Annotated in this window: 22 protein-coding genes and 3 tRNA genes; 10 read left to right on the top strand and 15 right to left on the bottom strand. The window is 68.8% G+C overall.

Features of this window, described 5'->3' with window-relative positions; translation table 11 throughout:
* Positions 1-121: 121 nt before the first annotated feature.
* From QSK05_RS05085 to QSK05_RS05070, 4 genes are read left to right on the top strand one after another with little or no spacing between them, the layout of a single operon-like run.
* Positions 122-964: an ABC transporter ATP-binding protein gene (locus tag QSK05_RS05085; RefSeq protein WP_285594389.1), complete on the top strand. Its 843-nt coding sequence runs from the start codon at positions 122-124 to the stop codon at positions 962-964.
* Complete coding sequence (locus tag QSK05_RS05080; protein WP_285594387.1) at positions 957-1,763, top strand: ABC transporter permease; 807 nt, start codon at positions 957-959, stop codon at positions 1,761-1,763. Before QSK05_RS05085 ends, QSK05_RS05080 begins: the two co-directional genes overlap by 8 nt.
* Complete coding sequence (locus QSK05_RS05075) at positions 1,697-2,953, top strand: sensor histidine kinase (RefSeq protein WP_285594385.1); 1,257 nt, start codon at positions 1,697-1,699, stop codon at positions 2,951-2,953. Before QSK05_RS05080 ends, QSK05_RS05075 begins: the two co-directional genes overlap by 67 nt.
* A complete protein-coding gene (locus QSK05_RS05070; protein WP_285594383.1) occupies positions 2,950-3,591 on the top strand; it encodes a response regulator in 642 nt (213 codons plus the stop codon). The genes QSK05_RS05075 and QSK05_RS05070 overlap by 4 nt, the downstream gene beginning before the upstream one ends.
* Before the next feature lies 1 nt (position 3,592).
* Here the strand turns inward: QSK05_RS05070 and QSK05_RS05065 are convergent, their stop codons facing one another.
* From QSK05_RS05065 to QSK05_RS05055, 3 genes are all read right to left on the bottom strand, one after another.
* A complete protein-coding gene (locus QSK05_RS05065) occupies positions 3,593-4,891 on the bottom strand; it encodes a hypothetical protein (RefSeq protein WP_285594381.1) in 1,299 nt (432 codons plus the stop codon).
* Between the two features lie 121 nt (positions 4,892-5,012).
* Positions 5,013-6,323, bottom strand: a complete 1,311-nt coding sequence (locus QSK05_RS05060) for a hypothetical protein (RefSeq protein ID WP_285594379.1) — start codon at positions 6,321-6,323, stop codon at positions 5,013-5,015.
* Between the two features lie 82 nt (positions 6,324-6,405).
* Positions 6,406-7,599 (bottom strand): helix-turn-helix domain-containing protein, encoded by a 1,194-nt coding sequence (locus tag QSK05_RS05055; RefSeq protein ID WP_285594377.1) that lies wholly within the window; start codon positions 7,597-7,599, stop codon positions 6,406-6,408.
* Positions 7,600-8,158: 559 nt separating this feature from the next.
* On the opposite strand from QSK05_RS05055, the gene QSK05_RS05050 reads away from it, so the two are divergent.
* On the top strand, positions 8,159-8,440 hold the full coding sequence (locus QSK05_RS05050; RefSeq protein ID WP_285594376.1) for a hypothetical protein: 282 nt from the start codon (positions 8,159-8,161) through the stop codon (positions 8,438-8,440).
* 229 nt (positions 8,441-8,669) lie between these two features.
* On the opposite strand, the gene QSK05_RS05045 is transcribed toward QSK05_RS05050, so the two are convergent.
* The 8 genes from QSK05_RS05045 to QSK05_RS05010 form a co-directional block, all read right to left on the bottom strand.
* The gene (locus QSK05_RS05045) at positions 8,670-9,698 is read right to left on the bottom strand and encodes an adenosine deaminase (RefSeq protein ID WP_285594374.1); all 1,029 of its coding nucleotides are present in this window, start codon (positions 9,696-9,698) and stop codon (positions 8,670-8,672) included.
* Positions 9,699-9,770: 72 nt separating this feature from the next.
* Positions 9,771-10,811 (bottom strand): UDP-N-acetylmuramate dehydrogenase, encoded by a 1,041-nt coding sequence (locus QSK05_RS05040; RefSeq protein ID WP_285594372.1) that lies wholly within the window; start codon positions 10,809-10,811, stop codon positions 9,771-9,773.
* Positions 10,808-11,233: a MaoC/PaaZ C-terminal domain-containing protein gene (locus QSK05_RS05035; RefSeq protein ID WP_285594370.1), complete on the bottom strand. Its 426-nt coding sequence runs from the start codon at positions 11,231-11,233 to the stop codon at positions 10,808-10,810. Before QSK05_RS05035 ends, QSK05_RS05040 begins: the two co-directional genes overlap by 4 nt.
* Positions 11,230-11,679 carry a MaoC family dehydratase N-terminal domain-containing protein gene (locus QSK05_RS05030; protein WP_285594368.1) on the bottom strand — a complete coding sequence of 150 codons (450 nt, stop codon included), beginning with the start codon at positions 11,677-11,679 and terminating at the stop codon, positions 11,230-11,232. Before QSK05_RS05030 ends, QSK05_RS05035 begins: the two co-directional genes overlap by 4 nt.
* Before the next feature lie 84 nt (positions 11,680-11,763).
* Positions 11,764-11,934, bottom strand: a complete 171-nt coding sequence (gene rpmG / locus QSK05_RS05025) for a 50S ribosomal protein L33 (RefSeq protein WP_285594366.1) — start codon at positions 11,932-11,934, stop codon at positions 11,764-11,766.
* 69 nt (positions 11,935-12,003) lie between these two features.
* Positions 12,004-12,076 (bottom strand) — tRNA-Met (locus QSK05_RS05020).
* Positions 12,077-12,109: 33 nt separating this feature from the next.
* Positions 12,110-12,182, bottom strand: a tRNA-Thr gene (locus QSK05_RS05015).
* Positions 12,183-12,296: 114 nt separating this feature from the next.
* The gene (locus tag QSK05_RS05010; RefSeq protein WP_285594364.1) at positions 12,297-12,893 is read right to left on the bottom strand and encodes a TetR/AcrR family transcriptional regulator; all 597 of its coding nucleotides are present in this window, start codon (positions 12,891-12,893) and stop codon (positions 12,297-12,299) included.
* Positions 12,894-13,089: 196 nt separating this feature from the next.
* Here QSK05_RS05010 and QSK05_RS05005 point away from each other — a divergent pair, with 196 nt between their 5' ends.
* The gene (locus tag QSK05_RS05005) at positions 13,090-14,643 is read left to right on the top strand and encodes a DHA2 family efflux MFS transporter permease subunit (protein ID WP_285594361.1); all 1,554 of its coding nucleotides are present in this window, start codon (positions 13,090-13,092) and stop codon (positions 14,641-14,643) included.
* Between the two features lie 73 nt (positions 14,644-14,716).
* On the opposite strand, the gene QSK05_RS05000 is transcribed toward QSK05_RS05005, so the two are convergent.
* A complete protein-coding gene (locus QSK05_RS05000) occupies positions 14,717-15,211 on the bottom strand; it encodes a YajQ family cyclic di-GMP-binding protein (protein WP_285594359.1) in 495 nt (164 codons plus the stop codon).
* A gap of 151 nt (positions 15,212-15,362) precedes the next feature.
* On the opposite strand from QSK05_RS05000, the gene QSK05_RS04995 reads away from it, so the two are divergent.
* A tRNA-Tyr gene (locus QSK05_RS04995) sits at positions 15,363-15,444 on the top strand.
* Positions 15,445-15,494: 50 nt separating this feature from the next.
* Here the strand turns inward: QSK05_RS04995 and QSK05_RS04990 are convergent.
* Positions 15,495-16,118 carry an FMN-binding negative transcriptional regulator gene (locus QSK05_RS04990; RefSeq protein WP_352300292.1) on the bottom strand — a complete coding sequence of 208 codons (624 nt, stop codon included), beginning with the start codon at positions 16,116-16,118 and terminating at the stop codon, positions 15,495-15,497.
* Positions 16,119-16,267: 149 nt separating this feature from the next.
* Between QSK05_RS04990 and QSK05_RS04985 the strand changes: the two genes are divergently transcribed.
* On the top strand, positions 16,268-16,822 hold the full coding sequence (locus QSK05_RS04985; RefSeq protein WP_285594355.1) for an NUDIX domain-containing protein: 555 nt from the start codon (positions 16,268-16,270) through the stop codon (positions 16,820-16,822).
* A 13-nt stretch (positions 16,823-16,835) separates the two neighbouring features.
* On the opposite strand, the gene QSK05_RS04980 is transcribed toward QSK05_RS04985, so the two are convergent.
* Positions 16,836-17,714, bottom strand: a complete 879-nt coding sequence (locus QSK05_RS04980; protein WP_285594354.1) for a dioxygenase family protein — start codon at positions 17,712-17,714, stop codon at positions 16,836-16,838.
* A gap of 194 nt (positions 17,715-17,908) precedes the next feature.
* On the opposite strand from QSK05_RS04980, the gene QSK05_RS04975 reads away from it, so the two are divergent.
* Entirely contained in the window at positions 17,909-19,150 is a 1,242-nt protein-coding gene (locus QSK05_RS04975) for a glycosyl hydrolase (RefSeq protein WP_285594352.1), read from the top strand.
* Positions 19,151-19,287: 137 nt separating this feature from the next.
* Entirely contained in the window at positions 19,288-19,704 is a 417-nt protein-coding gene (locus QSK05_RS04970; RefSeq protein WP_285594349.1) for a hypothetical protein, read from the top strand.
* Positions 19,705-19,751: 47 nt separating this feature from the next.
* Here the strand turns inward: QSK05_RS04970 and htpX are convergent, their stop codons facing one another.
* The gene (gene htpX, locus QSK05_RS04965) at positions 19,752-20,612 is read right to left on the bottom strand and encodes a zinc metalloprotease HtpX (RefSeq protein WP_285594347.1); all 861 of its coding nucleotides are present in this window, start codon (positions 20,610-20,612) and stop codon (positions 19,752-19,754) included.
* Positions 20,613-20,695 lie beyond the last annotated feature (83 nt).

Raw genomic sequence — 20,695 nt, 5'->3', positions numbered from 1 at the left:
AACCGGCACCTCATCGGGGGTGTCTGCACCGCTGCGCTGCCAGGTGCGTCCACCGACCGGTGGACGCCTGTCAGCCCGTTGGTTGCCCCTACGCGGCGACTCTCGGAACCAGTATGACGGCATGGATACCGATTCCCTACCCATCCGGGTCCGCGGCCTGGCGAAACGCTACGGCGACCTGGTCGCGGTGAGAGATCTCGACCTCGACGTCCGGGCCGGGGAGATCTTCGCGCTGCTGGGTCCCAACGGGGCCGGCAAGACCACCACGACCGAGATCCTCGAGGGATTCCGCGAGCGCGACGGTGGTGAGGTCAGTGTGCTCGGGCAGGACCCCCAGCAGGCCGGACGGGCCTGGCGGGCCCGGATCGGCATCGTGCTGCAGACCTCGAACGACTACGCCGAGCTGAGTGTCGGTGAGCTGGTCGGGCACTTCGCCCGGTACTACCCGCGACCCCGTGACGTGGACGAGGTGATCCAGGCCGTGGGTCTGGAGCCGAAGCGGAACACCCGGGTGCGGGCCCTGTCCGGTGGGCAGCGGCGGCGTCTGGACGTGGCGCTGGGCATCGTCGGTTCTCCCGATCTGCTGTTCCTCGACGAGCCGACGACGGGGTTCGACCCGCAGGCCCGGCGCTCGTTCTGGGAACTGATCCGGCTGCTGCGGGACGAGGGCACGACGATCCTGCTGACCACGCACTACCTGGACGAGGCCGAGCAGCTGGCCGGGCGGGTCGGGGTGATCGTGGGCGGACGGCTGATCGAGGTGAACACGCCGGCCCAGCTGGGCGGGCGGCAGGGGCGGCAGGCCCGGGTGGTGTGGCGGGACGGCGAGGAGCTCACCGATACCCCGACCAGCACGGTGGCGCACCTGTCGCAGCGGTACGACGGCGAGGTGCCGGATCTTCAGGTGCTGCGCCCGACCCTGGAGGACATCTATCTCGGAATGATCGGAGCGGGCCATGAATGACGCTCTGCCGAGCACACTTTCGCTGGGTCTGGCGCGTACCGGGCTCGAGCTCAAGGAGTTCTTCCGGCTGCGCGAGACCGTGGTGTTCAGCTTCTCCTTCCCGGTGATCCTGCTGTTCGTGTTCGGATCGGTCTTCGACGACGACCTGGCCCCCGGGGTGTCGTTCACCCAGTACTTCACCGCCGGGATGATCGCGTCCGGTGTCGTCCTGTCCAGCTTCCAGACGCTGGCCATCGGGATCGCGGTCGAGCGCGACGACGGCACACTCAAGCGCCTGCGGGGCACCCCGATGCCGCCGATGGCCTATTTCCTCGGCAAGATCGGGCTGGTCCTGGTCACCAGCGTGCTGCAGACCGCGATCCTGCTGGCCGTCGGGGCCCTGCTGTTCCACCTCGAGCTCCCCACCGACCCGATGCTGTGGCTGCGGTTCGCCTGGGTCTTCGTGCTCGGGACCAGCGCCGGTACGGTGCTGGGCATCGCCTACTCGTCGCTCGCCCGCTCGTCGAAGAGTGCGGCGGCGGTGGTCACCCCGGTGGTGATCGTGCTGCAGTTCGTCTCCGGGGTGTTCTTCGTGTTCACCGATCTCCCGGGCTGGATGCAGACGCTCGGCTCGCTCTTCCCGCTGCGCTGGCTGGCCCAGGGCATGCGCTCGGTGTTCCTGCCCGCGGACTTCGCCGGGGCCGAGGTCTCCGGATCCTGGCAGCTCGGCCTGACGGCCCTGATACTGACGGCATGGCTGGTGATCGGGACGGCACTGGCCCTGCGGACCTTCCGCTGGCAGCGACCCGGCCCGCGGTGAGCACGGCGCCGCACGTCTGGAACCGTTTCGCCCGCGGGTGGGGCCTGGGGTTCGCGGCCTTCATGGTGGTGGCCGTCATCCGCCTGGTGACCGCCACCGATCTGAGCGCGGCGCAACGAAACCTCGCCCTGGTGTGCATCGCGGCGATCGTGCTGGCCTTCCTCACGTTCCGCCCCGACATGCACGTGCCGGGCCGCGGGCGACCCGAGATCGCCTATCTGCTGACCGTGATCCTCGCGACCGGGGTGGCGTGCGGCACGGACTCGTCACTGGCCCTGCTGCTGTGCATCGTGTTCCCGCAGGTGTGGTTGTTCTCGCCGGACCATCGGACCGGCGTGGTCCTGACCGGCCTGCTCGGGCTGGCCGCCACGCTCGGCTTCATGACCGGGGGTGGCTGGACCGCGGAGAACGCCGGCCACACGCTCCCGATCATGGTGCTGAGCACCGTGTTCTCCGGCGCGTTCGGCCTCTGGATCCAGGGTGTGATCGATCAGTCGGCCGAAAGGTCGCAGCTGATCGAGCAACTCGAGCAGACCCGGGCGGAGCTCGGGCGCGCGCACCACACCCAGGGTGTGCAGGCCGAGCGTGAACGACTGGCCCGGGAGATCCACGACACCCTGGCCCAGGGCTTCACGAGCATCGTGATGCTCGCGCAGGTGGCCCGGGCGGCACTGCCCGGGGAAGGTTCGGCACTCGACGGAAAGCTCGCTCTGATCGAGTCGGTCGCTCGCGAAAACCTCGGCGAGGCAAGATCTCTGGTTGCCGCCTTTTCCCCGGTCGGGCTGGACGGAAGCACCCTGGCCGACGCGGTACGCCGGCTCGCCGGCCGGTTCGGGCCGGAGACCGGGATCGCTACTGACGTCTCGGTGACGGGCGACCTGACCGGTCTCACCCGGGATCGTGAGGTGGTGCTGCTGCGCGCCACCCAGGAGGGCCTGGCGAACGTGCGGCGACATGCGGGTGCCCGTTCGGTCTCGGTGCGACTGATCGGTACGGCGCAGCACGCGATGATCGAGATTTCGGACGACGGCAAGGGTTTCACGATGGAGGACGAGGTGGCACCACGCGGTTTCGGGCTCACGGGGATGCGTGACCGGGCCCGGGCGGGCGGTGGCGGCCTCGAGGTGGCCAGCACCCCCGGCCGGGGCACGACGATCACCGTACGGGTACCGAGGGACGTGACCGGGTGATCCGGATCCTGGTGGCGGACGACCATCCGATCGTTCGTTCCGGCCTGGCCGGTCTGCTCGAGGTGGAGCCCGACATGACGATCGTGGGCGAGGCCGGTGACGGCGTCGAGGCCGTCTCCCGGGCCACCGCGCTGCGCCCGGACGTGGTGCTCATGGATCTGCGGATGCCCGGACTGGACGGCGTCGGCGCCACCCGCACCATCACCTCCACCCTGCCGCAGACCCGGGTACTGGTGCTCACCACCTACGACACGGACGACGACATCGTGCACGCGGTCGAGGCGGGGGCCACCGGCTACCTGCTGAAGGACACACCCCGCCCCGTGCTGGTGGACGCGGTGCGCGCCGCCGCCCGCGGCGAGACCGTACTGGCCCCACCGGTCGCCGCGCGACTGGTCTCCCGTCTGCGCACCCCACCGGCACCGACCCCGGCGAACCCGCTGACGCCGCGTGAGGTCGAGGTCTTGCGGGCGGTGGCGCGGGGCCTGTCCAACGTCCAGATCGCGCGTGAGCTGTTCATCGGCGAGGCCACCGTGAAGACCCATCTGCTCAGGGTTTTCGCCAAGCTGGGCGTCGACGACCGGACCCGGGCGGTGATGGTCGCGATCCAGGCCGGTGCACTACCGCCCCCTTCTTGATCTACATGACCCCCACCCTCTGGAACTCGTCGATACCGAGCTGATTGAACGCCCCCTTGAAGGTCTCCTGCCGGTGCAGCTGGGCCAGCTCGTACCGCCAGGTCTGCAGGTCCTGCAGCCAGAGCGCGACGAACTCGGCCAGCTCGTACGGCGTGATCAGGTTCAGTCGCTCCTGCCCTGCGCGCACGGCCCGCAACTGCACCGCCGCCTCCGGGTCGGTGGCCGCCCGGGCCTCGAGCCGACCTGTCACCTCGGCCAGCATCGCGTGCCGCCCGGCGAGCACCTGCGACCAGTAGCCCCGGTAGCGGGCAGGCTCGACCAGGCGGGCCCGCCCGGCGTCCGGGCCCTGACCGGCCAGCCCCAGCAGGACCTCGGCGGGCGAACGGTGCAGCAGCGCGAAGAGTCCTTCCCCCAGCACGTCGCCGAACTCCTCCCGGGTCGCGCGGCGCGGGTCGAACGGGTTGTACGGGATCTGATCGACGCTGCCGGGCATGGCCATGCGACGGTCGCGCACGGCCTCCCAGCAGAACAGCCAGTCCTCGTTGTAGACCCCGGGGAAGTACGGCAGCGTGCGGGTGAGGTCGACGAGCAGACAGCCGCCGGCGAGGAACGTGCCCTGTTCCAGACCGACCACGCGCCGGGCGTGGCAGACCACCGAGTTGTCGGGGAACTCCTGCGCCGGCCAGCTGGCCATCGAAGCGCCGGAAGGCCCGAGCATCGCCGAGGCCCGCAGGATCTCCCGGGCCGGCGGTGGCTGAATATCGTCGTCCAGGAACAACAACCGGCGCCAGCCGAGCTGCCGGGCCAACAGCAGCGCGACATTGCGCTTGGTCGAGACGTCCACATAGGGCGCCTGGCTCCGTGCCCCGTCGGGTACTGCTCGGGCCCGGGTCAGTAGGCCCCGGGTCAGCACGGCCCGGCCGGTCCGGTCACCGGCCGGCTCCCGGCGGGCCCGGGGCACGCGTGGGTCGTCGGCCGGAGTCTCGAGCGCCAGCTGCCGGGTGCGCAACCGGCGCACGGCAACGGGCGGCTCGGCGCCGATCCGGAAGGCCACGCCCTGCCATCGGTCCAGCTCGAGCGCGACCTCGCCGACCTCGGCCCGGGCGCTGCACGCCACGACCAGAGGGCAGCCGAGTTCCTCGGCCAGCCGTACCGCGGGCCCCAGGTTCCAGCTCGGCCTACTCGCGGGCACGACGACCGCAGAGACCGAACGCTGATAGTTCTCAGGCCAATCCGAGCGGATGAGGTGCGCATGCGAAGCATGGTGCGCGACCGGCCGCCACTTCTCCCCGTCCAGCATGGTCCCCGCCTTTCCCCGTGCGATGACAGCGGGTGGCGGGAGCAATTCGCTGTCAGGCCGAGACTGTCCGCCCTCGGCCGATACCGATGCTGACGGGGAGAAGCGAGGCCTGGCAACCCCCTCAGTTCGCCAGTGACGACCAGGGCGCGCGCGGACTCATGAGTAGCTCCACGATCTCCGGTTCGGAACGCCGGTCCCGCGCCTCGAACTGCAGGCTGACCAGCACACGTTCCCATTGCTCGCGATCCTGCCACCAGGTTCTGGCGTATTTCGTCAGGCCGGGTAGGGGGATATCCCCGTGCGTCTGGAGTGCAGTGTTCATGCAGACGACGACGCGCTCCTGATCGGCGACCTTCTCCATGATGGTGCGCAGCAGAGAGCGGCGTCCGGCCTTCACCCGCTTCCAGAATCGGTTGCTCATCAGGTTCACGAAACCCGGCCCGTGGTCTTCCACCAGGTTCATCAGGCCTTCACCGAGGATCTCCCCCACCTCCTCGGACCGGGCGCGCACCGGGCAGAACGCGTCGTACTCCTGCTGGCGCACCGGGCCTCCCGCAGCCAGAGCCCGCTGGTAGTTGCCCGAGCGGGCCAGCAGCATGAGCAGCAGCAGCCAGTCCTCGTTGTAGACGTTCTCCGGGAAGTAGGCCATCTGCTGGGTGCAGCGCAGCAGCAGGGCCCCGCTGCTGATGAAGATGTCCTGGGGCAGGCCGGCCCGGGGACGGGCGTGACCGACCACCGAGTTGTCGTCGAAGCCGACCAGGGGCCAGCCGACGGCCTGCAGGTCGTCGTCCAGGGTCATCACCCGGAGGGCATGGGCCAGGTGGTTCTCGTCGAGGGTCGAACCCCGTTCGTGCGGGGAGATGTCGTCGTCCAGGAAGAGCAGGAACTCCCACCCCAGGCGCTGGCCCAGCATCAGGCCGAGGTTGCGCTTGCGGCCGACATCGTTGACACGGTGCAGCGCGCTGAGGGGGTCGTTCGAGGACTCCAGCCCCGGTGACCAGTCATCGTGCACCTCGTCCAGCTCGACCAGAATCAGTGCTTCCCCGAGCATCTCGCGGATCTTGGCGGGGAACTCCGGTGCCCGGGCGTCGCGGCTGAGCACGACGAACAGGTAGCAGTCGTGGGCCTGGGCGAGTTCGGCGGCGAAGAGCAGGCCGGGCTTGGTGGTGAGGAAGTCACGGCAGGTCGGCACCACGATGCCACCGCGCCGGGGGCCGCCCGGCAGACGCTCGCCGAGCCGTGGCCCGTAGGCGTCCAGCTTGCTGCCCTCGGGCGGGAGGGTTGGGCGCCCCGGGCCGTAGATGCTGTTCAGCAGGCCGGAATGGCTGGCGCGGTAGTCCGCCGCCAGATCCTGGGCAGGCGCCGGTGCCGGCCCTGGAACGGCGGGCGAGCACGGCTGAGTGTGCGTCCACGGCGTGGACGCAGGAGACATGAAGGTCATGACCCGGTTTTCGGCTCAGGCGACCGGCCGGGGGCAGGTCGCAGGCAGGAGACTCAGGAAGGCTCAGGAAGGCTCAGGAAGTACGAATGCGGGTGGCCGCGCGCCCCAGGTCGGGCGTCATCGTGGTTCCGGCGATGACCGGAACCCTCAGCAGCATCCAGAAGTCCTCGGATTCGAGGGTGTTTTCGAGCCACTGCTCGTTTCGCGAGCGGAATCGGGCGTCGGTGAAGGCGCGGACCGCGCCGTAGGTGCCACGGCTGAACATGCCGCCGAACCGGGTCGCGGACGCGCCCGGGTTGAACGGGTTACGGGTGCGCTGGATGATCGCGACGTCGGAGAGCAGTTGAGGAACGCCCCGCAGGTACTGGCGGTTGCGGCTGTCGGACGTGCCGGCTACCCACTCGGGACGGTGCGGTTCGCGCACCTGGACCTTCTCGAGGTCGGAGGTGGGGATGCCCTCGCCGTCCAGCAGCACCTGGACCTCGCCGTCGAACTCGATGCCGTCCTCGTCCCACTGCAACCGGATCGGCACGTCGAGCTGGTCACGCAGAACGCCCAGGACGCTGACCGTGCCGTCCGGCACCTCCTGGATGTTCTCGTCCACCCCACCGAGCAGGATCAGGTGGCCGGTGAACTGATCGGCCGAGCTGACCCGGTCGTACGTCATCCACTGCACGTCGGCGGTCGGGTTCTCCGCCCGCACGTGACCGACCAGCTCGATCAGGGCGTCGATGTCGGCGTTACCGAGGTTGCGCACGTAGTTGGGGTGGTGCTGGTTGGTGGTGTACTGCACCGCCGGCAACAGGTCTCCGGTCTGCGCCCGGGCATCGTCATACCCCAGCTGCCGGGCGCTGAGCGGAGTGCAGAGAATCGTGATGGGCTGCCCGTCCGCGTAGTGCAGGAATCGCCCGCCGAGCGCGCCGGTCTCCCGGCCGAAGTCGCCCGGCTCGTCCAGAACCTCGTTGCGCAGTGCCCGCAGGTCTTCGAAAAGCCTTTCCCGCGTGTACTCCTCATCGGGGGTGAGCTCTTCTTCCGGCAGCAGCCGGGCCACCGCCCCCTCGATCGAACGCTCCGAGCAGAAGAACCGCGCATAGCCGTTGAGACGGTCTTCCGGGGGGACCGCCGATCCGCTCTCCCAGGAACTGATCAGTGCACCGCTCAGCCTCAGCGCGGTGGAGAGTTGCCGTTGGGTGACCACCTGCGAGTAATGATGCTGCCGCAGGGACCGCAACCGGTTGCCCAGACGGGTGTTCGCTGCCTCGGCCATCTCCACCACACCCCCACTTCACTGAAGTCCGCTGGAACTACAGCCCACGCCGACTCATCAAGTTAACCACTGAAGGGCTTCAGTCGGGGAGAGCTTGAGCAGAATTGAAACCGCGCGTGTCCTGCACTCTTCCTGCTTTGCCCGATACCTCGAACAATAGCGGTCGACAACTGTCGGGACGACAATTTCATTGACACCAATTGATGTCACTGCCCGGTCGAAAATGACAACGTTGCAACGGTTCCTGCGCACCCTCGGTGATGATCAGCGGCTCTCAGGAGGCGGGTCAGTAACGCCAGTCCACTCCTGGGAGGCATGACTGAATGGCACTGAAATTTCATTTATTGGGTCGAATCAGTACCTGAAATGGGTTGCCTTGACGCTTCAGTGTGGTCACACTGAGGTCAAGTACTTTTCAGCTGAACACCAGTCGCCCCGCCGCCCTCTTCAGCGACGAGGACTGACGGACCGCAGGTCTTCGAACACCTCTGGACCCCGCGGAATCAGCGGTCGCCCTGCGACCCGCACCTTGCTCGGCCGCACGAGGGAGGGGAACCCAGTGACCGGCTACAACGCGGGAAGCGCATCATCTCTGAACACACTGATCGCCTCGGGGGACAGCGACGGAGGACAGGGTGCGGTCGTGCTCGTCGTGCTCCTGGTCTGCGCGGTGGTGCTGGTGATGGTGAGCATCATCAGCAAGTTCCAGCAGCCGTTCGTGATCGTCCTGCAGCACCCGTTCAAGCTCCTGATGAAGACCGTCCTGCTCGGCGTGACGATGACCGTGGTCGGGGTCGCCGTCATCTCCATCATCCTCGCGGCCGCCGGCGCGCCGAGCTGACCTCACCGTCGGCACCGCACCCGGCCCGCGTACTGCACCACCAGGCGAAACCGCCTGACAACACAAGCTTCCGGTTCGGCCAGGACCTGCCCCCCGTCGGGCCCCACCGAACCGGAGCCGCGCACCGAGAGGCGCGGCGCCTGGTCTGTTGTTCCGCTTGAGGGAGCAAGGAACAACAGACCGGGCTCATCCAGGGCGTGGCTCCGGGTTCGCCGCCGGAGCCACGCCCTCATGATGTGGCGCTGCTCCCCCAGGCCTCGACCTCGGCCAGGAGCTGCTTCTTCACGTCGTCGGGGGCCCGGGAGGCCTCGATCGACGACGACGCCAGGTACTGCAGCCCGTCGTCGGACAGGCCGTGCACATCACGCGCCGCCTCGTACTGGGCCGCCAGCCGCGGACCGAACAACAGCGGGTCGTCCGCCCCCAGCGCCACCCGGGCACCGGCGTCCACCAATTTCTGCAGTGGCACCTCGTCCAGCGTCGGATACACCCCGAGTGCCACGTTGGAGGCGGGGCAGACCTCAAGAGCCACACCAGCCTCGATCACCCGGTCCAGCACCTCCGGGCTCTCGGCCGCACGCACGCCGTGCCCGAGGCGGTCGGGGTGCAGGGTGTCGAGAGTCTGCAGGACGTGATCGGGCCCTCTCAGTTCGCCGCTGTGCGGCACGCTGGCCAGCCCGGCGTTGCGTGCGATCCGGAAGGCCCCCGCGAACTCCTCGGTGTCACCTCGGCGCTCGTCGTTGCTCAGGCCGAAACCCACCACCGTGCCGGACCCCTCACCGGCGTACCGGGCCGCCAGCCGGGCCAGGATGCGCGCGTCCAGCGGATGACGCATCCGGCTGGCCGCCACGATGATCGCGACCTGGCAGCCGGTGGTCTCCGAGGCCTCCCGTGCGGCGTCGAGCACGATCTCCAGCGCCGGGGTCAGACCACCCACGTGCGGGGCGTACGACGTGGGATCGACCTGCATCTCCAGCCAGCGGGACCCCTCGGCGGCGTCGTCTTCCGCGGCTTCGCGCACCAGACGACGCATGTCGTCCTCGTCGCGCACGCAGGCACGCGCGGAGTCGTAGAGGCGCTGGAACCGGAACCAGCCCCGCTCGTCGGGAGTCAGGCGCAGCAGGTGGTGCTCGCGCAGGCTCTCCGGCAGCCGGATCCGGTGCTTCGCCGCCATCTCCCGCAGGGTGTCCGGTCTCATGGAACCGGTGAAGTGCAGATGCAGATGGGCCTTGGGCAGAGTGTTGACCGGGCGCTCCATGAACAGAGTTTGCCAGCTCCCGGTCAGTGCTCCGTCACGCTGCCGTCACCCTGCCGTCGCTGCGGCCGTTCCCTAGAGCTCGCAGCCGATCAGTTCGGGCTCGGGCACCAGCCGTACGCCGTAGGTCTTCTCCACCCCGTCGCGTACCTGCCGGGCCACGTCGAGCACGTCGGCGGTGACCGCCGGGCCCCGGTTGGTCAGGGCCAGGGTGTGCTTGGTGGAGAGGCTCGCCGGGCCGGGCAGCCCGAAACCCTTGGAAAAACCGGCATGGTCGATCAGCCAGGCGGCCGAGGTCTTCACCAGTCCGTCGGCGGTGGGGTAGCGCGGAGCGTCGGCGGGCAGCGCGGCTGCCTGATCGGCCGGCAGCACCGGGTTGGTGAAGAACGACCCGGCACTCCAGGTGTCGTGGTCGGGCGCGTCGAGCACCATGCCCTTGGCCGCCCGCAGTTCGAGGACGTTGTCCCGCACCTGTGCGAGAGGGACCCGGTCGCCGATCTCCACGCCGAGCGAACGGGCCAGCTCGGCGTACTTCACCGGCTCGCTGAAGTCCGCGACGACGAACTGGAACGACACCTGCAGCACCACGTAGCGCGGCCCGCCCCGGAACCGCTCCCGCTTGAACAGCGAGTCGCGGTAACCGAAGCGACAGTCGGCCGCGGCCAGCGTGCGGATCTTCTGCTCGGCCCGGTCCCAGGTGCGCACACTCGCGACGGTGCCGGACACCTCCTGGCCGTAGGCACCCACGTTCTGCACCGGCGTCGCACCGGTCGAGCCGGGGATGCCGGACAGCGCCTCGACGCCGATCCAGCCCTCGGTCACGGCCCGGGCCACCACGCCGTCCCACGGTTCACCGGCCTCGACCGTGATCTCCGCGCCACCGCAGTAGTCGACGTTGTGCACCGTGATCCCGCGCGAGGCGACCTGGATCACCGTGCCCTCGAACCCGGCATCGCCGATCACCAGGTTGGAGCCGCCGCCGATCAGCAGCAGCGGCTCACCGGCGTCGTCGGCCTCGCGCACGGCCGCGAGGATGTCGTCGGCGGAGGCGGCGATCACGTGCCGGCGGGCCGGGCCGCCCACCCGAAGGGTTGTCAGGTCGGCCAGAAGAGTCACGGGAGCCGGACCACGGCGATCGCCTTGCCCAGGACCTTCTGGCCGGCGTGGAGCGCGGTCAGGGTGACGGTGACGGTTCGAGCCGCCTCGTCGGTCTTGGTGATCTTCCCGCTGTAGGTGACCGTGGCGCCGGCCTCGTCGTCCGGTACCGGCACCAGGTTGGTGAACCGGGTGCCGTACTCCACGACCGCGCCCGCGTCACCGGCCCACTCGCTGACGTACTGCCCGCCGAGCGCCATCGTGTACATGCCGTGGGCGATCACACCGGGCAGGCCGACGGAGGTGGCCACCCGCTCGTTCCAGTGGATGACGTTGAAGTCACCGCTGGCACCCGCATAGCGGATCAGGTCGGCCCGGGTGACGGTGACGTCGGCCGGGGGCAGCTCCTCACCGACCGAGATGTCGTCGAACTTCACGCTCATGCCTCCTCCGCCCGGATCAGCACCATCGAGACCGCTGTGGTGACGGGTTCGCCCGCGGCGTCGGTGATCTCGACGCGGGTGATCACCCGGCCGTTGCCGGCCATCACCCGGGCGTCGTCAACGTGGGCGACCGAGGTGAGACGGTCACCGGCGACGATCGGGCGGTGATGGGTGAAGCGTTGCTCACCGTGCACCAGGCGGGAGTAGTCGATGCCGGCGTCGGGGTCGGTCATCACCAGGCCCTCGCAGCGCTGCGCGATCACGATCGCGAAGGTGGGCGGCGCCACCACGTCGGGGTAGCCGAGCGCACGGGCGGCCTCGGGATCGGTGTGCACCGGGTCGGTGGACCGGATCGCCTGGGCGAACTCGCGGATCTTCTCGCGGCCCACCTCGTAGACCGGTGCATCGGTGTAGATCTTCCCGACGATCTCTGGGTTGACGCCCACGAGTCCCACTCCTTGGTTCTGACTCAACACGCAAACACGACGAAGGGCCGCCCCGTTAACGGGACGGCCTTCCGACGGAACAACCTAGCGGGTCTCGCGGTGCGCCGTGTGGCTGGTGCAGCGCGGGCAGAACTTCTTCAGTTCCATCCGGTCCGGGTTGTTACGCCGGTTCTTCTTGGTGATGTAGTTGCGCTCCTTGCACTCGACGCACGCCATGGTGATCTTGGGACGGACGTCGGCGGACTTGCTGGCCACGGCTGTGCCTCTTTCAGATGGAGTCGCTGTCGATGAGGATCGATCTGCGCGGTGTGGATAACTTCAGAGTAGCGAGGACGGGACTTGAACCCGTGACACAACGATTATGAGTCGTTTGCTCTACCAACTGAGCTACCCCGCCAGGAGCGGCCTCGCTCTGAACAAGACCAACCAGAGCCCCGATAGGGAATCGAACCCTAGACCTTCTCCTTACCATGGAGACGCTCTACCGACTGAGCTATCGGGGCCTGCCTTCCGGGCGGTGTCTTTCTCCCCGGCGGGCTTCGCCAACAGTACAGGATCCGGGGCCCGAGACAGAAATCGATGGCTGCGCGCCACGCCCGGACTGCCGTTCCCGCAGCTCAGGCCGGTACCGGCGGCCCGTCCGGATCAGGGAAGACCAGGGCCCCCGGCACCGCGAAACCGCGGAAGACCATGCGCAGCAGCTGCCGGTAGCCGGCTTCGGCATCACCCGACTTCCGCCGGCCGGCCAGCTCCAGCGAGACCGCGCCGTGCACCGCACTCCAGACCTGCTGGGCGATCAGCTCCGGGTCACCCGCGGTGAAGTACCCGGCCGCGATCAGCACGGCCACACGGTCGACGAGCACGGCGAACGATCCGTCGAGGCAGGCCACCAGGTCGGGCGGGAGCTCATCACCACCGAGCCGGTCGCCGAACATCAGGGCGTAGTGCGACCGGTGCGCGAGCGCGTACTCCCGGTACCGCACCCCGGCCAGCCACATCCGGGTGATCGCGTCGGTCTCCCCGGGAACCGTGATCGCCTCGGTCAGCCCCGCAAAACCCCGCATCAGCAGCGCCCCGACCAGGCCGTCCTTGCTGCCGAACCGGTTGTAGACACCCATCGGAGCCACGCCGGCCTCGGTCGCCACCGCCCGCACCGTCACACCGCCCGGCCCCTCACGCGCCAGCACCACCTCGGCGGCATCCGTCAGCGCCACTTCCAGATCCCGGCTAGGAGTGCGTGCCGCTCGGGTTTTTACGCCCCGACCAGCAGCTTTACGTTCGCCCATCGTCGTCCTCCGCTCAGCACCGACCGCACCCATCCTCCCCCACGCAACCGTGCGGGTTGACGAACGGGACAACTTAATAGAACGTTGTGCCATAAATATAGGACGATGTTCTAAGGAGTTGGCCGTGCCCGAGGAAGCCCCGATCCCCCACCGCTGGTGGATGCTCGCCGTGCTGTGCCTGAGCGTGTTGCTGGTCACGGTCGACAACACCATCGTCAACGTCGCCCTCCCCACGCTGAGCCGGGATCTCTCGGCGTCGACCAGTGGGCTGCAGTGGATCGTCGACGCGTACACGCTGGTCTTCGCCAGCCTCCTGCTGCTGACCGGCCACCTCGGCGACCGCTTCGGCCGGCTGCGCACCCTGCAGGTGGGCCTGGTGCTCTTCGGGCTGACCTCGTTCGCCGCCTCGCTGGCCACCGACACCGAGCAGCTGATCGCCGGGCGCGCCGCGATGGGCGTGGCCGCGGCGCTGATCTACCCCGCCACCCTGGGCCTGCTCACCAACATCTTCACCGACGCCCGGGAACGGGCCACGGCCATCGGCATCTGGGCCGGCATCTCCGGCCTGGCGGTGGCGATCGGGCCGGTCAGCGGGGGTGTGCTGCTGGAGCACTTCGACTGGGGCGCGGTGTTCCTGGTGAACCCGCCGATCGTGGTGATCGCCCTGGCCGCCGGCTGGTTCCTGCTGCGCGACTCGAAAGACCCGCACTCCAGTGGCTTCGACGGGCTCGGCGCCGTGGGCTCGGTCGCCTTCACCGCCACGCTGGTCTGGACCCTGATCGAGGCCCCGAACCACGGCTGGACCTCACCGGCCACGATCACCGGCTTCGTCACCACCGCCGTCCTCCTGGTGGCGTTCGTCACCTGGGAGGCCCGTCACCCGCAGCCACTGCTCGACGTGACCCTGTTCCGGAACCCGCGTTTCAGCGCCGCCAGCGGGGCGATCACCGCGGCGTTCTTCGCGCTCTTCGGCTTCATCTTCCTGATCACCCAGTACTTCCAGGCCGTGCAGGGCTGGGGAGCCCTCCGCTCGGGCCTGGCCACCCTGCCGTTCGCGCTGGTCACCGGCGCCCTGTCACCGGTCGCGATCATGCTGATGAAGCGGCTGGGCACCACCGTGGTGGTGGCGGGCGGCCTGGCGCTGATGTCGGCCGGCTTCCTCCTGGCCTCCACCACGACCCTCGACTCGCACTACTGGGGCTCGATCATCGCCGCGATGGTGCTGATGGCCGGTGGCCTGGCGATGAGCACGGGCCCGGCCACCGACGCCATCCTCGGGGCCCTGCCCCGGGAGAAGGCCGGCGTCGGCTCGGCCGTCAACGACACCACCCGCGAGGTCGGCGGCACCCTCGGTGTGGCCGTGCTGGGGTCGGTGATGAGCTCTTTCTACGGCAGCCACGTGCACGACACCCTGATCGGGCTGGGCGTCGGCGGGGAGGCCGCGGACAGCGCCCGGGCGTCGGTGACGGCCGGCCTCGGCGTGGTCTCGGGGCTGCCCGCATCGGTGGCCGGGCCGGCTGCCACCGCGGTCCGGCAGTCGTTCGTCGACGGTCTGCAGGCCGGTTCGCTGATCGCCTCCGCCGTCGCCGCCCTCGCGGCGGTGTCCGCAGCCCTGCTCCTGCCGGCCCGGCACCGGGACGCGGTGGGCCGGCCGGAGCACGAGCTCACCCAGGTGTGATGTACCTCAAATTGAGGACGCCTCCGGTAGCCACCGGAGGCGTCCTCAATTTTTCGGGGTCTTGGGTCACGTCTCAGCGATAGTTCACGAACTGCAGGGCGACATCCAGGTCCGCGCCCTTGAGCAGCGCGATGACTTCCTGGAGGTCGTCCCGGTTCTTGCTGGAGACGCGCATCTCCTCGCCGGTGATCTGCGACTTCACACCCTTCGGGCCCTCGTCCCGGATGATCTTGCCGATCTTCTTGGCGATCTCCTGACTGAGACCCTCCTTGATCTCGGACTCCATCCGGTACTCCTTGCCCGAGGCCTTCGGCTCGCTGGACTCCAGAACCTTTAGCGAGACACCACGTTTGATCAGCTTGCTCTGGAACACGTCCAGAACCGCGGTCACCCGCTCCTCGCTGTTCGCCTTGATGACGACCGTCGTCTCACCGCTCCACTCGATCGAAGCGCCGACGCCCTTGAAGTCGTACCGCTGGGCGATCTCCTTCTCCGCCTGGTTGAGCGCGTTGTCGACCTCCTGCCGGTCGACCTTGCTGACCACATCGAACGACGAATCGCTGGCCAAGAGAAGCTCCTTGATGCTTGCTAGTGGGTTGTTCACAGAGGATCGCACCGGGTGCGCGCGGGCCCCGGAGAGAACGGATGCGCGAAACACCCGCGATCCTTGCTATCCTCGCATCCGCCGGACGGGCTCACGGGCCCGCACGGTGGAGCACGGCCGGTTGCCCGAGTGGCCAAAGGGATCTGACTGTAAATCAGACGGCTCAGCCTACGCAGGTTCGAACCCTGCACCGGCCACGTGCACCAGAAGGGCCCCTGACCTGGTCAGGGGCCCTTCTGCTTTTGCCTCAGGACGGGGCTCGGCGCCCCACCGCACGGGCCCCGTCCACGTCGCCCCCGGCCAGCAGACCGGCCGCCACGCCCTTCCGGTCCGCCTCCGGCCTGTTCTGGCTGAACTTGGACTTCGCCTCGATCCGGGTGATCCGCATCTCGACCCCGACGACCGCGCGCAACTGTCCGGCGACGAACGAGGGCGGGGCGTCGTCGACCTTCCACGGCTGTTCGCGGCCCGCCTCGTGCTTGTCCGTGAGCCGGCGCACCAGGGAGTCGAGCCAGGCCGGGTCGTCGTGCCAGACCAACTCGCCGTACACGTGGGCGGTGAGGTAGTTCCAGGTCGGCACCACCCGGCCGTGCTCGGCCTTGGAGGCGTACCAGGACGGCGTGACGTAGTGGTCGGGGCCGCGCACGATCACCAGCGACTCACCGGTCGCCGGCTGCTGCCAGTGCGGGTTGTTGCGGGCCACGTGGCCGAGCAGGGCGCCGGGCCCACCCGTCGCGGGCTCGAACAGGAGCGGGAGCAGGGTGGCGATCAGCCCCTGCGCGGTCGGGGTGATCAGGTCGGCCGCGCCGTGGCGGTGCAGGAGATCACTCACCTGCTCGTCATCGGCGGCGAAATGCGTGGGGACGTACATGGGCACGATCATGCGTGGGTCACCCTGGGCGGTCCACGGCCAATCGGGAGAGGCCGGCCGGCCGGGCGTGGGTCGATCCGGTGAACTCTGCCGCGCGGTCGGGCTGTCAGCTTGCCCGGTGGGATCGGGGAGGTGTTCGATCGCTGGTCGTGACCACCGGCGATTTCGTGACCGACCTGCCCAGCCTCGACGACGACCTGCTCACCGAGGGTGTGCCGGAGGCCGAGTTCAACCCGGGCATCTCGTCCCGGCTGCCGTCGAAGAACGTGGCGGCGGCCGCCCTGCTCCGGGACGGGCAGGGCCGGGTGCTGCTGCTGGAGGCGGTCTACAAGCCCACCTGGGTGATGCCCGGGGGCGCGGTGGAGGACGACGAGGACCCGCGCCTGGGTTGCGCCCGGGAGCTGACCGAGGAGCTCGGGCTGGAGCGCGAGCCGGGCCGGCTGCTGGTCGTGGACTGGGTGCCGCGGCACGGGGTGTGGCGCGACCAGATCCAGTTCGTCTTCGACGGCGGAGTGCTCGACCAGGCCGCGATCGACGGTCTGGTGCTGCAGGAGAGCGAGCTGCGGGCCACCCGTTTCGTGGCCCCCGAAGACCTCGCGGGCGCTCCGCTCACGCCCTCGCTGACCCGGCGGTTGCAGCGGGCGATCGAGGCGCAGGAGCGGGGCACCACGGAGTACACGACCTACGGCCGCCGGGAGCGTTGAGACCCCGGGATTTTCAGGCCACCTGGAAGGAACGCTTCGACAGGCCCCACATGTAGCCCTCGATGGTCGTGGTGACCGGGGCCTCGGGGTTCGAGGCGGCGCCCAGGGTGATGAACGCGGGCACGAAGTGCTCGACGGTGGGGTGGGAGTAGGGCAGGCCGGGAGCACGCTTCAGGTAGTTCATCAGCGTGTCCACGTCGCCGCGGGCCAGGGCGTCCTGGGCCCAGGCGTCGAAGTCGGCCGACCAGCCGGGGATCTTGCCCATCATCGCGTCGCGGGTCAGGAACGGCAGGCCGTGCGTCATGAAGCCGGAGCCGATGATCATGACGCCCTCCTCCCGCAGCGGGCGCAGGCGACGGCCGAGGTCCATCAGCTTCGCCGGGTCGTGCGTCGGGATGCTCAGCTGCAGCACCGGCACGTCGCCCAGCGGGTACATGACCTTCAGCGGCACCCAGGCGCCGTGGTCCAGGCCGCGGCTCTGGTGCTGGTGCACGGTCTCGACGTCCGGGAAGACGGACGCGACCAGGCGGGCCAGCTCCGAGGCGTCGGGTGTGCCGTACTCCATCTCGAAGTAGCGCCGGGCGAACCCGCCGAAGTCGTAGACCAGCGGGGTATTGGCGAACGGGCTGGTCAGGCTGAGCGGCGCCGACTCCCAGTGCGCGCTGATGATCAGGATGCTCTTCGGCTTGGGCATCTTCTGCGCCCAGGCCAGGAGCCGGTCCATCCAGTCGCCGTCGTCGAACAGCGGGGGTGCCCCGTGGGAGAGGTACAGCGCGGGCAGCGCACCGTCTTCCGGGGTCCAGAGTCGCTGGGCCCGGCTGGTGGCCAGCGCCTCGGGAAGGAAGGCGTCGAAGGCCGCACCGGGCGCTGTGGGATCCACCGTGGTCGTCATGTACTTGACGATAAAAGCATTTAGTTGAACGGTCAAGTATCGGGGGCGGCTTATCACGGCCGTCCGGGTGACCTGCATCAGTGGCCCCTGGGGCGACTGTGCTTCATCGTTGCGACTCTCAGCGGATTCACCGTGCCCACGGGGCATTCTCGAGACTGGAAGAACCGCCGGATCCGTCGAAAGGCTTTGCGACCATGCGTGCCACGCCCTCTGACGACGCACCGCGTCCCGAGGACTCCTCCGAAGGCCGGCATGCCGCGTCCGCAAGCCACCCCGAACCGGTGAGGGCCTCGTCCACCGTTCCCGAAGGTGATCTACCGACCGCCCCGGTACCGACCGGGCCGACCGGACCGACCGGGCCGAGTCGCCGGCTGCTGATCGGAGCCGGCACCGCCGTGGCCGCGCTGGCCCTCGTCGGCACGATCTTCGTCGCCACCCGCGGCTCGGACGACGGTGACGGCAGCACCACGCCGACCGCGAGCGCGTCGGCCTCGGGCACCACCACCTCGGGCCCGAAGTTCGGGGTGTTCAAGCAGACGTCGGCGGACGAGGTGGCCGCCTACGAGCAGTGGCTCGGCGCCGACGTCAGCTACGTGGTCGACTTCTCGGCCCGCGAGACCTGGGACAACATCGCCGACCCGCAATATCTGCTGGACGAGTGGAAGGACACTCCGTACCGGCTGGTCTACGCGGTGGCGATGCTGCCGACCGACGGCAGCGGCACTCTGCGGTCGGGCGCGAACGGCGAGTACGACCAGTACTTCCAGACCCTGGCGCAGAACCTGGTCGCGAGCGGCCAGGAAGACGCGATCCTGAGGGTGGGCTGGGAGTTCAACCTGTCCGACTGGCCCTGGGCCTCGGAGGACTCGGAGAGCTGGAAGAGTTATTACCGCACCATCGTCGAGACGATGCGGTCGGTGCCGGGGGCGAACTTCGCGTTCGACTGGAACGTCAACAACGGCTCCAACGCCTACGACGCGGCGGACTACTACCCCGGTGACGACGTGGTCGACTACGTCGGGGTGGACGCGTACGACGTGTCGGGCAAGGCCTATCCGTACCCGGACACCTGTGACAGCGCCTGCTATGTGAAGCACCAGAAGCAGGCCTGGGACGAGTCGATCTACGGCGGGGACCGGGGCCTGAAGTACTGGTCGAACTTCGCCCGGGAGCACGGCAAGCAGCTCACCCTGCCGGAGTGGGGGGTGTGGCAGCGACCGGACGGTATAGGGGGCTCGGACGACCCGGACTACATCCAGCGAATGTACGACTTCATCACCGACACGGACAACAATGTGGCGTACGCCTCGTACTTCGAGTATGACTACAGCGACGGCTCGGGCGGGCAGCACAGCCTGGAGAACTCGTTCCCGAACAGCGCAGCGAAGTTCAAGGAACTGTTCCTTCCGCTCTACCGGGAGTCCGCGTCGTCGTAGGGCCCCCGCCTGCACCTAGCAGTGCCCCGTCCGGGCTAAGATCCTTCCGGACCTTTGTGAAGCAGTCGTAAAGATCCATTTCCTGGCGGGACCCGCATAATCCTCCCGCCCTGTGATGGATGGGGAAGTACGACTGCATGACGACCACAGGCCGTCCGCCGAGGCCCGACACCGCTCAGCCGGAGAGACTCCAGAGCTCCACTCCTCTGCGCGAGTTGCTGAACACCATGATCGGCCTGCTGCTCGGCGAGATCAGTGACGGCGTCGAGACCGACCGTCTCCGGCGATACGTGGATCCGCTGACCATGTGCCTGGCCCTGGACCGGGATCTCGATGACCAGGCCGGTCAGGCCCGCGACGCCGTGTCGCAGGTCCAGACCCAGCAGATGAGCGACCTGGCGACCGGGATGATCATGGCGCGGCTGGGCTGTGACGCGTCCACCGCCCGGACCCTGCTCGCGGCGTGGCTGGACAAGAAGCGGCTGGAGGCGGGTTCCCTGACGCCCGCCGAGGTGAAGTTGCTCCTGGAGGAGCCGGACCTCGAGAAGCTCTGAGATATGACGAAGCCCCCGGAGCAACGGCTCCGGGGGCTTACGGTCGCTCAGCGCCGGTAACCGGCCATCGACTCCAGACGGGCGATGCGGTCGGCCATCGGCGGGTGGGTGGCGAAGAGCTTGGCCACACCGCCCCCGCGGAACGGGTTGGCGATCATCATGTGGCTGGCGTTGACCAGTTCGCGCTCGGGCGGGAGCGGCAGCTGCCGGGTTCCCATCTCCAGCTTGCGCAGGGCCGAGGCCAGCGCCAGCGGGTCGCCGGTGAGCTTGGCGCCGTCTTCGTCCGCGTCGTACTCACGGGTGCGGCTGATCGCCATCTGGATGATGCCGGCCGCCAGGGGGCCGAGGATCGAGAAGGCGATCATGGCGATGAAGTTCGGCCGCTCGTCGTCGTCACTGCCGCCGAAGAAGAAGGCGAAGTTGGCGATGAACGTGACCGCGCTGGCCAGGGCACCGGCGATCGAGGCGGTGAGGATGTCACGGTTGTAGACGTGCATCAGCTCATGGCCGAGCACACCGCGCAGCTCCCGCTCGTCGAGGATCTGGAGAATGCCCTCGGTGCAGCAGACCGCCGCGTGCCGCGGGTTGCGGCCGGTGGCGAAGGCGTTGGGCGCCTGCGTCGGCGACACGTACAGCGCGGGCATCGGCTGGCGGGCCTCGTTGGAGAGCTCCCGGACGATGCGGTACATCGCCGGTTGCTCGGCCTCGCTGACCGGCCGCGCCCGCATCGAGCGGATCGCCATCTTGCCGGAGTTCCAGTATTGGTAACCGCTGATGGCCAGTGAGATGGCCAGCGCGATGAACAGACCGGTCTGCCCGGCCATCACCATGCCGACCACCATCAGGCCGGCCGACATCCCGCCCAGCAGAATCGCGGTCTTCAGCCCGTTGAAATGACTATGGCCCATTTCGGCGCTCCCTGACTCCTCTCGATCGGTGCCACCGGGCACCGTCAGGAAACTCAACGGTATCCGGCTTGATCACGTTCCCG

It is taken from the genome of Kineosporia sp. NBRC 101731 (genome assembly GCF_030269305.1).
Lineage (GTDB): Bacteria > Actinomycetota > Actinomycetes > Actinomycetales > Kineosporiaceae > Kineosporia.
The sequence above is the reverse complement of the archived record's forward strand: the minus strand, read 5'-3'. Positions and strand labels throughout refer to the sequence as shown.